Here is a 12,702-nt window from a genome sequence, read left to right as displayed (position 1 = left end):
AAAGGCGAGGCCCACCGGCAATCCATGGCAAAAATCTCCCTCAAGCTCGACGCGCTGATCGACAGCGAGGCTTTGCGCCGCGACATGACGGCGCTGATCTCGGCGGCCAGCGGCGCCGAGCCCGGCGCGCGCGTCGGTGCGCTCCGGCTGCTGAAGGATCGGCTGACCGAGGGCCGCAAGGTTGCCGAGCGCATGCTGATGGACGATGGCAGCGGCTCGGCATGCGCCGCCCGGCTGTCGCATCTGATGGACGAGATCATCCGCGCCCTCTACGAGTTCGCCGCGACCCACGTCTACCGGGTGAAAAGCCCCTCGACCGCAGAGCGCATGGCGGTCGTTGCCGTCGGCGGCTATGGCCGCGGCACGCTGGCGCCGGGCTCCGACATCGACCTGTTGTTCCTGCTGCCCTACAAGCAGACGCCGTGGGGCGAACAGATCGTCGAATATATGCTCTATATGCTGTGGGACCTCGGGTTGAAGGTTGGCCACGCCACCCGCAACATCGACGAGTGTCTCAGGCTATCGCGCAGCGATATCACCATCCGCACCACGATCCTGGAAGCGCGGTTCCTGTGGGGCGAACAGAAGCTCTTCGACGAATTGCTCACCCGCTTCGACCATGAAGTGGTGCGCACCACCGGACCGGAATATGTGCAGGCCAAGCTCGCCGAACGCGACGATCGCCATGCCAAGGCCGGCGAAAGCCGCTATCTGGTCGAGCCCAACGTCAAGGACGGCAAGGGCGGCCTGCGCGATTTGCAGACGCTGTTCTGGATCGCCAAGTATTTTTATCGCGTGCGCACCGGCGAGGAATTGGTCGAGAAAGGTGTCTTCACCGAGGCCGAGTACCGCGAATTCCAGAAGGCCGAAGACTTCCTGTGGGCGGTGCGCTGCCACATGCATTTCCTCACCGGCAAGCCAGAGGAACGGCTGCATTTCGATATCCAGCGCGAGATTGCCGAACGTCTCGGCTACACCACGCATCCCGGTCTGTCGGCGGTCGAGCGCTTCATGAAGCACTACTTCCTCGTCGCCAAGGATGTCGGCGACCTCACCCGCATCTTCTGCGCCGCGCTCGAGGAAGAGCAGGCCAAGCATGTGCCCGGCTTCAACCGCATCTTCCTCACGTTCCAGCGCCGCAAGCGCAAGCTGGCCGGCACGTCGGATTTCATTGTCGACAATCACCGCATCAACGTCGCCGACGACAGCGTGTTCGAGCGCGACCCGGTCAATCTGCTCAGGCTGTTCTGGTTCGCCGACAAGCACGGGCTGGAGTTCCACCCCGATGCGCTGAAGCTGCTCACCCGCTCGCTCGGTCTGGTCAACAAGTCGCTGCGGCGCGACGAGGAGGCCAACCGGCTGTTCCTCGACATCCTGACCTCGGACCGCAATGCCGAGCTTAATTTGCGGCGCATGAACGAGGCCGGCCTGCTCGGCAGGCTGATCCCCGATTTCGGCAGAATAGTCGCCATGATGCAGTTCTCGATGTACCACCACTATACGGTGGACGAGCACCTGATCCGCTGTATCGGCGTCTTGGCCGAGATCGAGCGCGGCGACGGCGAAAAGGTGCATCCGCTCTCGCACACGCTGATGCCGGGGCTAGAGAAGAGCCGCGAGGCACTCTATGTCGCGGTGCTGCTGCACGACATCGCCAAGGGCCGGCCGGAGGATCACTCAGAGGCCGGCGCCCGGATCGCACGCCGCATCTGCCCGCATATGGGGCTGTCGGCCGCCGACACCGAGACCGTCGCCTGGCTGGTCGAGAACCATCTGGTGATGTCGATGACGGCGCAGACGCGCGACCTCAACGACCGCAAGACGATCGAGGATTTCGCCTCGATCGTGCAATCGGTCGAGCGGCTGAAAATGCTGTTGATCCTGACCGTCTGCGACATCAGGGGTGTCGGGCCGGGCGTGTGGAACGGCTGGAAGGGCCAGCTCCTGCGCACGCTCTACTACGAGACCGAACTGCTTTTGACCGGCGGCTTCTCGGAAGTGTCTCGCGCCAAGCGGACGGCGGCGGCGCGCGAGCGGCTGGCCGAGGCGCTGGCCGATTGGCCGGACAAGGCCCGCAAGCGCTATGTCGGCCTGCATTACGAGAACTATCTGCTGACGGTCGACCTCCCCGATCAGCTGCGCCATGCCGAATTCATCCGCGAAGCCGACGCGGCAGGCAAGAAGCTCGCCACCGTGGTCAGGACGCACCAATTCGAGGCGGTGACCGAGATCACCGTGCTGGCGCAGGATCATCCGCGCCTGCTTTCGGTCATTGCCGGCGCCTGTGCGGGAGCGGGCGGCAACATCGTCGACGCGCAGATCTTCACCACGTCCGACGGCCGCGCGCTGGACATCATCCTGATCTCACGGGAATTCGATCGCGACGAGGACGAGCGCCGCCGCGCCGAGCGCGTCGGGCGGCTGATCGAGGACGTGCTGTCGGGCAAGAGCTGGTTGCCGGAGATGATCGAGAAGCGCACCCGACCGCGGCGCGGCGCCAAGGTGTTCAAGATTCCGCCGCGCGCCGAAATCCGCAACACGCTGTCGAACCGGTTTTCGGTGATCGAGGTCGAGGGACTGGACCGGCCTGGGCTGTTGTCGGAAATCACCAGTGCGTTGTCCGACCTCTCGCTCGACATCGCCTCGGCTCACATCACCACCTTCGGCGAGAAGGTGATCGACACTTTCTATGTCACCGACCTTACGGGGCAGAAGATCGACAACCCGGCACGCACCGCCACCATCCACGCCAGGCTGATCGCGGCGCTTGAAGGCGTTGTCCCAGAGCGCGGCGGCAAGGCCAAGGCGGCGGCCGAGTGACCATCACTTTGTCCCAATCACCCCCTTTGTCCCAATCATCCAGGCAATCTCCCCGCGCATGAGCCTCGTCAAGAAATTCGCCACGGTTGCGTCCGGCACGCTGATGAGCCGCGCCCTTGGCTTTGGCCGCGAGATGCTGATGGCTGCCGCACTCGGCACCGGGCCGGTGGCGGACGCCTTCAACGCCGCCTTCCAGTTTCCAAACACGTTTCGCCGGCTGTTTGCCGAAGGCGCTTTCAACGCCGCCTTCGTGCCGCTGTTTGCCAAGGAGATCGAGACCCACGGCACCGACGGCGCCAAGCGCTTTTCGGAGGAAGTGTTCGGCGTCCTGTTCACCGCACTTCTGGCGCTGACCATCGTCATGGAATTGGCGATGCCGCTGATCGTGCGCTATCTCGTGGCGCCGGGCTTTGCCGACACGCCGGGCAAATTCGAGACGACCGTCCTGCTGGCGACGATCATGTTCCCGTATCTCATCTGCATGTCGCTCGCAGCGATGATGGCCGGCATGCTGAATTCGCTGCGCCGCTATTTCGCGGCTGCCGTGGCGCCGGCTTTCCTCAACATCATCCTGATCAGCGTGCTCGGCTACGCCTGGTACCACGGCATGGATGCCCGTGAGGTCGGTTTCAGCCTGTCCTGGGGCGTGCTGGCGGCGGGGCTGGTGCAGCTTGCCATCGTCTGGGTGGCGGTGCGCAATGCCGGCATCGCCATCGGCTTTCGCCGGCCGAAGATGACGCCCAACGTCAAGCGCCTGCTGATCCTGGCGCTGCCGGCGGCGATCACCGGCGGCATCACCCAGATCAACCAGCTGATCGGCACGGCGATCGCGTCGGCGCAGGACAGCGCCGTGTCCTCGCTTGCTTACGCCGACCGCATCTACCAGCTGCCGCTCGGCGTCGTCGGCGTCGCGGTGGCCATCGTGCTGTTGCCGGAGCTGTCGCGGGCGCTGAAATCGGGCAATCTGGTCGAGGCGGCCAATCTGCAGAACCGCTCGGTCGAGTTCACGCTGTTCATGACCTTGCCGGCGGCGGCGGCCCTTTGGGTAATGGCGGAGCCGATCGTGCGGCTGGTTTATGAGCGCGGCGCCTTCGCCGCCACCGGCTCGACGCCGACGGTGGCGGCGATCCTGGCGATCTTTGGCCTCGGCCTGCCGGCCTTCGTGCTGATCAAGGCCTTCACCCCCGGCTATTTCGCCCGCGAGGACACGCGCACGCCGATGATGTTCGCCGCCATCTCGGTCGGCGTGAACGTGATCACCGCGCTGACGCTGTTCCCGAAAATGGGCGCGCCCGGCATTGCGGTGGCCTCGGCCGTCGCCGGCTGGGTCAACGCGGTGATGCTGCTTGCGGTGCTGATCCGACGTGGCCATTGGGGCCGCGACGTGCCGCTGTTGAAGCGCATTCCGCGTCTTGTGCTGTCGGCGGCGGTGATGGCGGTGGCGCTCTATTTCGCCGAGCACTGGCTGGCCGTCAGGCTCGGCCCCGGCTCGCCACTGGTGATCAAGGCAACGACGCTGCTGGCTCTCGTGGCCGGCGGCGCTCTGCTCTACTTCATCACGGCCTTTGCCACCGGCGGCGCCGATTTCGGCATGATCCGGCGCAATATTGGACGGAAGGGCACACCGCCGGTCACGGAACAGTCTCCAGATCCGTAAGCCTAACCGTAGAACCTGGTTAAACTTCGGCAGACAATTTGTCGTAAACCGAGCGTGGCAGCGGTTCGGGTGCCTGTTTGCTAAGCTCGACCCCGAATTCGGCCCGAAGCCGCGCCGCTGTTTCAAGCGGCGTCTCGTGGTCCTGTCGGGGCTTTGGGGCTTCCTCGTTGTTGACAGCGGGCATCGATTTCTCATCCGATGATATGCAATGCAGGTTCAAATATATCATAAATGTCGATGTCAGCGCGGCCCCTCATTCCCCTGCCGGGCATTTCTCCCCGTGAACGAACGGGGAGAAAGAGGCTGAACATGGCGCCAGCGCTTTCTCTGGCGATTGGCGAAAGCGGGCGATGACGGCGTTTTTCTCCCCCTCTCTATACGGGAAGAAATGTCCGCAGGACAATGAGGGGCGGCGCCAGCCTGTCAGGTCAATATACAGGGGCATCAGACGCGACCGCGCCATCCCCGCCTCTTGATCCTCTCCGCCCCTTCGTCCATAAGCGCGCCGTCGCAAGACTTTTGCCGCGCGTGGTTTCCAGCCGCGTGATTGGCTCCGAAAAGTCTGCAACTTTTCGGAATCACGCTTATACGGCCCTCCACAAGCCATGAGGACATCATGACCGCCTTCAAACAGCTCGTCTTTTCCGGGGTACAGCCGACCGGCAATCTGCATCTCGGCAACTATCTCGGCGCCATCAAGAAATTCGTTGCGCTTCAGGACACGTCAGACTGCATCTATTGCGTCGTCGACCTGCATTCGCTGACGGCACAGCTCGTCCATGACGACCTCGCCGACCAGACCCGCTCGATTACCGCGGCCTTCCTTGCCTCCGGCATCGACCCGAAGAAGCACATCGTCTTCAACCAGTCGCGAGTGATGCAGCATGCCGAGCTTGCCTGGATCTTCAACTGCGTGGCGCGCATCGGCTGGATGAACAAGATGACGCAGTTCAAGGACAAGGCCGGCAAGGACCGCGAGAACGCCTCGCTGGGCCTGCTTGCCTATCCCTCGCTGATGGCGGCCGACATCCTGCTCTACCGCGCCACCCATGTGCCGGTGGGCGAGGACCAAAAGCAGCATCTGGAGCTGACCCGCGACATCGCGCAAAAGTTCAATAATGATTTTTCGAGCCGCATCGCCAGTCTTGGCGTCGGCGTCGAGATGCAGGTTGGCGAAGAGACGGTAAACGGGTTCTTCCCGATAACCGAACCGGTGATCGGCGGGCCGGCGGCGCGCATCATGAGCCTGCGCGACGGCTCCAAGAAGATGTCGAAGTCGGACCCGTCGGATCTGTCCCGCATCAATTTGACCGACGATGCCGACACCATCTCGAAGAAGATCCGCAAGGCCAAGACCGACCCGGAAGCATTGCCAAGCGAAGTCGACGGCCTGGAAAGCCGCCCGGAAGCGGAAAACCTGGTCGGCATCTATGCAGGGCTGGCCGAGATGTCGAAGGCGGACGTGCTGAAGGAATTCGGCGGCCAGCAGTTTTCCGTGTTCAAGCCGGCGCTCGCCGACCTTGCCGTGGAAAAACTGGCGCCGATCGCCGGCGAGATGCGCCGTATCGAGGGCGACCGCGCCTATGTCGACGCGGTGCTGAGAGACGGCGGCGAACGCGCCGGCGCGCTGGCTGAGACCACCATGAAGACGGTACGCGACATTATCGGCCTGTTGCAGGGCTGATCCTACCGTCAGTGCACCGCACCATTCTGGCCCAAGGCCGGCGGCTTGCCGCCGGTCTGTCGCGGTGGCAGATTGCGGTCGAAACATCGAGTAGATAGACATGGTCTCCAAACGCCTCAGTCGCGAAGCCGGCCATCGCAGGAAATTCCTGACGATCATCGACGACACGCCGGAGTGCGAGCGCGCCGTCGCCTACGCCTCCAAGCGGGCGCAGAGCACCAGCGGCACGCTGGTGCTGCTCTACATCATCACACCGGACGACTTTCAGCACTGGCTGGGCGTCGAGAAGATCATGCGCGAGGAAGCCAATGCCACGGCGCGCGCGGCACTCGACGGCTACGCCAACAAGGTGCGCCAGAAGCTCGGCATCGAGCCCGAGATGGTGGTGCGCGAAGGCAAGCCGACCGAGGAGATCCACAAGCTGATCGAGGAAGACCAGGACATCGCCATCCTGGTGCTGGCGGCAGGTGCCGGCAAGGAAGGACCCGGGCCGCTGGTCGGGGCTGTTGCCGGCAAGGGCGCCGCCTTCCCTATTCCGGTCACAGTGGTGCCGCAGAACCTGTCTGACGAGGAGATCGACAGCCTCGCATAGAGAGTTGATGCCGGAAGTGTGAAGCGGTTCGGATAACATCACGATCCTGGATTTATAGCCCGCGCGGGATTAATTCCCAGCCAGCAAAAACATTCCGCCAGCCAGCCGTTTTGAGCGACGCGTTTCGCTTGAATGTCCAGCCGATTGAGCCTATTTAGAACTATTCCAAACTAGCTGCCCGACTGGGGCACGGAGACGGCCATGTTCATCCAGACCGAATCGACGCCGAACCCGGCAACGCTGAAGTTCCTGCCCGGCAAGGAAGTCCTTGTTGAAGGCACCGCCGATTTCCGCGACGCCGACAGTGCAGCCAGCGCCTCGCCGCTGGCCGGCCGGCTGTTCGAGATCCCCGGCGTGACCGGCGTCTTCTTCGGCTATGACTTCATCACCGTGACCAAGGACGGCCCGGACTGGCAGCACCTGAAGCCGGCGATCCTGGGCGCCATCATGGAGCATTTTATGTCGGGCGCGCCCGTGATGGTCAACGCCGGCCCCGCCGCCGAGACCAGCCAGACCGGCGAATTCTACGACAAGGCCGATGAGCAACTGGTCATCACCATCAAGGAACTGCTCGACACCAGGGTGCGCCCGGCGGTTGCCCAGGATGGCGGCGACATCACCTTCCGCGGCTTCGAGAACGGCACCGTGTTCCTGCACATGAAGGGCGCCTGCGCCGGCTGCCCGTCCTCGACGGCGACGCTGAAGCACGGCATCCAGAACCTGCTCCGCCATTTCGTGCCGGAAGTACAGCAGGTCGAGCAGGTCTCCTAAGACCCCTTCACGCATTCGAGCGAGCAACAAAAAACCGGGCCAGATTGCCCGGTTTTCTGTTTTGGACGTCCGTTGTTGCCTAGACGGTCCGCGTACGAAGGGTAACGCCTATTTTGACCATGATATTCCCGAAAACCGGTTCCACTTTTCGCTTTCGTGGACCTCGGTTCCGGATCATGGTCCTACATCACGATGACCTTGGCGCCGACCGACGTGCGGTCGTAGAGGTCGATGATGTCCTGGTTCATCAGCCGGATGCAGCCTGACGACATCGCCTTGCCGATCGAATTCCATTCCGGACTGCCGTGCAGGCGGTAGCCCATGTCGCCGCCCTTGTTGAACAGATACATGGCGCGCGCGCCGAGCGGGTTCTTCAAGCCCGGCTCCATGCCGCTCGCGAACTTCGCTAGCTCCGGCTGGCGCTGGATCATCTGCCGCGGCGGCGTCCAGGTCGGCCATTCGCGCTTCAGCGCGATATGGGCGGTGCCGTGCCATTCAAAGCCTTCGCGGCCGACGCCGATGCCGTAGCGGATCGCCCGGCCGTCGCCTTCGACGAAGTAGAGAAACTTGTTCTGGGTATCGACGACAATGGTGCCCGGCTTTTCCGAGGTGTCGTAGTTTACCTCTTGCCGGTGGTACTTCAGCGGCACCCTCTCGATCGGGATGCGCGGCAGTTGGTAGCCTGCATCGTTCACCGAACCGTAGTTGTTGGTGAACAGCTGCGAGCCGATCGTGCTGCAACCCGAGATCGCGGCCGACAACGCAAGTGCGGCGACGATTGCAAATGACTTCATGCGCATGAAATGGTCCGATGCCCCACCAAGATGTCGCGACACGTTACGGCCGCTTTTCCTGAAATCATTCATGCTGGCATTTGCTTTGCTTGCCAAGCGCGCGATGCCTATATGCAGGAGCTTACGTGCCGGTAAGCCGGCAACTATGGCATTTCGGCAACAGGACTCACGGGATTGTGAAGGAAAAACAATGGTCGGTCCTGTCGGATAGCCTAGAATCAGGGAACCACATCGAGGAATCACAATGAATGTAGGCGATGCCGCGGCGCGGTCCGGCCTGCCGGCCAAGACCATCCGCTACTATGAAGAGATCGGCCTGATCGCCCCGGCGCGCGCCGGCAATGGCTATCGCGATTATTCCAGCGACGACATCCATCGGCTAGCCTTCCTGCGCCGCGCTCGCAACCTCGGCTTTTCAATCGACGATTGCCGGCAGCTGATGGCGCTCTACCGGGACCGCAGCCGCGCCAGCCACGATGTGCGCGAGATTGCCGCCGCCCATGTGAGCGCCATCGAGGAAAAGGTGCGCGAGCTGCAGTCGATGCGCACGACCTTGCAGACGCTGATCCAGGCCTGCCATGGTGACGACCGGCCGGACTGCCCGATTTTGGATGACATTGCGGGGGCTGCGCAGGCCGCAGACAGGCGGGCCACGGTTTGAAGCACGGGCGCCGGGATAGACTGGGCGCCGGACGCGCAAGAAAAACCTCCAAAGGTCTATATCTCATTTGGCTAAAATTACGGAACGTCCAATGGACAAGAACGGAACCAAAGCGGTTACATCAGACCTTTGCGCTCACGACGTAAGACTTTAGTCCGGCCGATTTATAGCTAAGAACGGAAGTCGATCGGCACGACATAGGGCCGCTGCGGATCAATACCAGACTGCACCCAGACTAGTATGGTGCGATCGCGGAAGACGCTCGGACCAAGCCGTCACCCAGGTTTGTCAACCGAATAATCGTCTGATGAGGCGCGCGGATGCTGGGGTCAAAATCCGAAAGCGACCGCCACCTTCAGACCGAACGAGTAAGAAGCAGACCTAGCTTGAGGTAGGTTCAAACTCTTCTCTGACTTCCTTCCAGAGCAAAAACTTGAATGGCCACGCTCTGAGATAGGGGATCAGCTTCTCTCGCGGCAGAGCCGCAAAAAGAAGGGTGGTCAGAACTGAAAACATACAGGACAGAAACGCCACAAAAGCTATCGGCATCATCAATACCGCAGTGAAGCCACCGACAATATGCGGCCAAGTACCCTTCTCAGCTACGATTCCCGCGCTAGCAAGAAGGCCAATCCCCAGCAAGATTAGGCCTATCGTGCCCAACGATACGAGCAGCGCGGTGAGTGCGGTTCTACGCTTCATATGCTTTGCCTCCCGGTAGCTTATCTCAAGCATAGCGGGGATCAATCCGCAGGGCGCGTTGTAAAGTATATAGTCGCCCTGCGAAAGGCGATTGTATGGTTGACAAACCCATTTGCTCACGACCTTGGCCCTGCTAGTCTCGCGCTTGGGTTTGGGGGTCAAGACATGAATGCCGTTGAGTTTATCGACAAGGTTCTAACGCCGCTCGGTGGCGGGCTTGGGGTCCTGCTGGCATGCCGGTTTTCACCGCAACTTCGTGCGCAGGTCAGGCCTGGTCTGGAATTAGTGATGGCAGTTATTGTCGTGCTGATCCTGGGAGCCATCAAATGGCTCTAGGAGCTACCCAGCCGTAGGGAAGTTACCAATTTCGGAACCAAATTCCGCCTAACGCTTACGAGTCGTCGTTTCGTATACGGCTTGGTCATTTACAAGGTTTCGTATGCATCCGCCCTGATAGCCGCCAGTCGGAACGCGCTATGCTGGTGCGGCGTGGCGTGCAACGGCTGTTGCGGGACATGGGCCCTCTGCATAACTGGCCCACGCTTGCCGCGGCGATAACAGGCCCTGACTGCCTCGATTTTTGATGATATGGCGGCCTTAGGCCGGGCGAAGACAAGGCCGCTTCGGGCAGTGACATAAGCGGCCGGACCTCGCTCATCCAAGACTTCAGGACCTTTTCGGCCATCCCGCTTCTCACAAACGCGGAGATGACACCGATCAGAGATTCGATCCAACGCAGTATTGTCCGCAGTACTTCCCGTAGCGCCTGGCCCATGACGTGACATGCCTCTCGGATCATCAACCGTAGCAGGATTATATTCCTATCTGGCCGAATTTGTCAATCGGATTTTGCCCAACATGGGTTCAAACCGTGAACAAAATCTGGCATGGTGGGTGCCATGCCGATCATTTCGCCGATTCCCCTCAATCCCCTCATCGACGGCCGCCAGTCCGAACGCGCCATGCTGGTGCGGCGCGGCGTGCAGAGGCTGTTGATGCAAATGGGCATGCATGTGCTGCCCGAACTGTCGCTGGCCACCGGGCGGCGCGCCGACCTTGTGGCGCTGACCCGGCAGGGCGATATCTGGATCATCGAGGTCAAATCCTCGATCGAGGATTTCCGCGTCGACCGCAAATGGCCTGACTACCGGCTGCACTCCGACCGCTTCTTCTTCGCCACCCATCCGGGCGTGCCATCGGAGATCTTCCCCGAGGAATGCGGCTTCATCCTCTCCGACGGCTACGGCGCCGAGATTCTGCGCGATGCGCCCGAGCACCGGATGGCGGCGGCAACGCGCAAGGCGCTGATGCTGCGCATCGCACGGGCGGGTGCGGCGCGGCTGCTGGCGGCGGAACTGGCGGGTGTGGCGGTGCCGGCGCTGGCGGGAGAGAGCGAGTAGACGAAGCTCAAGTTCCTCGCCCCGCTTTGCGGGGGCGAGGAACCCAAGAACACCTACTCCACCACCTCCTCCACCCCTGCCGCCGGCGCCATCAGCAGCACGGCGGCACCCAGCAGCGCTGCAACGAAGGACCCCGCCAGGATGCCGACCTTGACGGCGTCCTGCAGCGCCATGTCGTTGGCGAAGGCGAGCAGGCCGATGAACAGGCTCATGGTGAAGCCGATGCCGCAGAGCAGCGAAATGCCGATCATGTGCAGCCAGCCGGCGTTGACCGGAAGGTCGGCGAAGCCGAGACGGATGGCAAGCGCCGACGAGCCGAAGACGCCGACCAGTTTGCCCAGCACCAGGCCTGCGGCGACTCCGAGCGTCAGCGGTTCGACCAAAGCGGCGGCGCTCAGGCCAGCCAGCGACACGCCGGCATTGGCAAAGCCGAAGATCGGGATGACGAAGAACGGCACGATCTTGTGCAGGCCGTGCTCCAACCGGTGCAGCGGCGAATGGTCGAGATCGTGCCCGCTGCCGGGAGAAGTTTTCAGCGGAATGGTGAGCGCCAGCGCCACGCCGGCCAGCGTCGCATGCACACCCGATTTCAGCACGAGCACCCACAGCACGGCGCCGAGCACGAGGTAAGGCGTCAGCGCCGTCACCCGCATACGGTTGAGCATGACGAGCATCGCGATGACGGCGAAGGCAGCAGTGAGATAGGCCAGCGACAGGCCGCTGGTGTAGAAGATGGCGATGATGATGACGGCGCCGAGATCGTCCATGATGGCGAGCGCGGTGAGGAAGATTTTCAGCGAGGCCGGCACGCGGTTGCCGAGCAAGGACAGCACACCGAGCGCAAAGGCGATGTCGGTGGCGGTCGGGATCGCCCAGCCGGAGAGCGCGGCGGCGTTGTTGCGGTTGACGGCGACATAGACGAGTGCGGGAACCAGCATGCCGCCGGCGGCGGCGACGCCCGGCAGCACGCGGCGCGGCCAGGTCGAGAGCTGACCGTCGAGCATCTCGCGCTTGATCTCGAGGCCGACCAGCAGGAAGAACACCGCCATCAGCCCATCATTGATCCAGTGCGACACGCTGAGCGGGCCGAGATAGGCGTGGAGAGCGGCGAAATAGGTTTCGGCCAATGGTGAATTGGCGACGATCAGCGCAAGGGCTGCCGCAACCATCAGGATGATGCCGCCCGCCGCCTCGCCGTCGAGGAATTCGCGAAGGATGGATTTCGGCTGCTTGTCGCGCATCTGTGCTCCGTTGCCGGGTTTTCCGGCGGCGTTATTGCCGATGATGGGCAAAGGTCGATGGCACGGCAAGCGCAACTGTTTCCAGCGTTGGCGCCGCCCCTCATTGTCCTGCCGGACGTTCGTCATTCGAAAAGCCAAGCAGTTGGCTTTTCGTCCGCTTCGCGGACCATTCCTCAACTCCCCACATAGCGACGGGGAGAAAGAGGCAGTGTCCGAACCGGATAGATAGGTAACAGAATGGACCGATAGCATGGGTGACAGTTTTCTCCTTCGCCGGGAGGACCGGCGATGGTTTGGCGAGAGACTGGCATCATGGACGAGCGGCTACGGTTTGTTGTGGAGTGTCTTGCTGGGGATGAGACGATGGTTGCGCTTTGTGC

The 12,702-nt window shown here is 62.3% G+C and carries 11 protein-coding genes; 8 read left to right on the top strand and 3 right to left on the bottom strand.

Annotation, left to right across the window (positions count from 1 at the left end; all coding sequences use genetic code 11):
- The first annotated feature begins 24 nt into the window (after positions 1-24).
- The 5 genes from NKI96_RS31540 (at position 25) to NKI96_RS31520 (ending at position 7,524) form a co-directional block, all read left to right on the top strand.
- Positions 25-2,820: a [protein-PII] uridylyltransferase gene (locus NKI96_RS31540; protein ID WP_352807680.1), complete on the top strand. Its 2,796-nt coding sequence runs from the start codon at positions 25-27 to the stop codon at positions 2,818-2,820.
- A 58-nt stretch (positions 2,821-2,878) separates the two neighbouring features.
- Positions 2,879-4,477 carry a murein biosynthesis integral membrane protein MurJ gene (gene murJ / locus NKI96_RS31535; protein ID WP_023692661.1) on the top strand — a complete coding sequence of 533 codons (1,599 nt, stop codon included), beginning with the start codon at positions 2,879-2,881 and terminating at the stop codon, positions 4,475-4,477.
- A gap of 616 nt (positions 4,478-5,093) precedes the next feature.
- Entirely contained in the window at positions 5,094-6,161 is a 1,068-nt protein-coding gene (trpS, locus tag NKI96_RS31530) for a tryptophan--tRNA ligase (RefSeq protein ID WP_023672858.1), read from the top strand.
- 100 nt (positions 6,162-6,261) lie between these two features.
- The gene (locus NKI96_RS31525; RefSeq protein WP_023672856.1) at positions 6,262-6,753 is read left to right on the top strand and encodes a universal stress protein; all 492 of its coding nucleotides are present in this window, start codon (positions 6,262-6,264) and stop codon (positions 6,751-6,753) included.
- Between the two features lie 201 nt (positions 6,754-6,954).
- A complete protein-coding gene (locus NKI96_RS31520; protein WP_023685140.1) occupies positions 6,955-7,524 on the top strand; it encodes a NifU family protein in 570 nt (189 codons plus the stop codon).
- A gap of 182 nt (positions 7,525-7,706) precedes the next feature.
- On the opposite strand, the gene NKI96_RS31515 is transcribed toward NKI96_RS31520, so the two are convergent.
- Positions 7,707-8,324, bottom strand: a complete 618-nt coding sequence (locus NKI96_RS31515) for a L,D-transpeptidase (RefSeq protein ID WP_023692663.1) — start codon at positions 8,322-8,324, stop codon at positions 7,707-7,709.
- Between the two features lie 238 nt (positions 8,325-8,562).
- Between NKI96_RS31515 and cueR the strand changes: the two genes are divergently transcribed.
- A complete protein-coding gene (cueR, locus tag NKI96_RS31510; protein ID WP_023672853.1) occupies positions 8,563-8,979 on the top strand; it encodes a Cu(I)-responsive transcriptional regulator in 417 nt (138 codons plus the stop codon).
- Positions 8,980-9,360: 381 nt separating this feature from the next.
- Here the strand turns inward: cueR and NKI96_RS31505 are convergent, their stop codons facing one another.
- Positions 9,361-9,681 (bottom strand): hypothetical protein, encoded by a 321-nt coding sequence (locus tag NKI96_RS31505; protein WP_023807719.1) that lies wholly within the window; start codon positions 9,679-9,681, stop codon positions 9,361-9,363.
- A 165-nt stretch (positions 9,682-9,846) separates the two neighbouring features.
- Between NKI96_RS31505 and NKI96_RS31500 the strand changes: the two genes are divergently transcribed.
- The gene (locus tag NKI96_RS31500) at positions 9,847-10,017 is read left to right on the top strand and encodes a hypothetical protein (protein WP_023685143.1); all 171 of its coding nucleotides are present in this window, start codon (positions 9,847-9,849) and stop codon (positions 10,015-10,017) included.
- Positions 10,018-10,580: 563 nt separating this feature from the next.
- Positions 10,581-11,081: an MmcB family DNA repair protein gene (locus tag NKI96_RS31495; RefSeq protein WP_023692665.1), complete on the top strand. Its 501-nt coding sequence runs from the start codon at positions 10,581-10,583 to the stop codon at positions 11,079-11,081.
- A gap of 53 nt (positions 11,082-11,134) precedes the next feature.
- Here NKI96_RS31495 and nhaA read toward each other — a convergent pair whose 3' ends face one another.
- Positions 11,135-12,322: a Na+/H+ antiporter NhaA gene (gene nhaA, locus NKI96_RS31490; RefSeq protein ID WP_352807678.1), complete on the bottom strand. Its 1,188-nt coding sequence runs from the start codon at positions 12,320-12,322 to the stop codon at positions 11,135-11,137.
- Positions 12,323-12,702: the final 380 nt, after the last annotated feature.

The sequence above is a fragment of the Mesorhizobium sp. M0292 genome, assembly GCF_040321695.1.
Taxonomy (GTDB): domain Bacteria; phylum Pseudomonadota; class Alphaproteobacteria; order Rhizobiales; family Rhizobiaceae; genus Mesorhizobium.
This window is presented reverse-complemented; position numbering and strand designations above follow the sequence as displayed.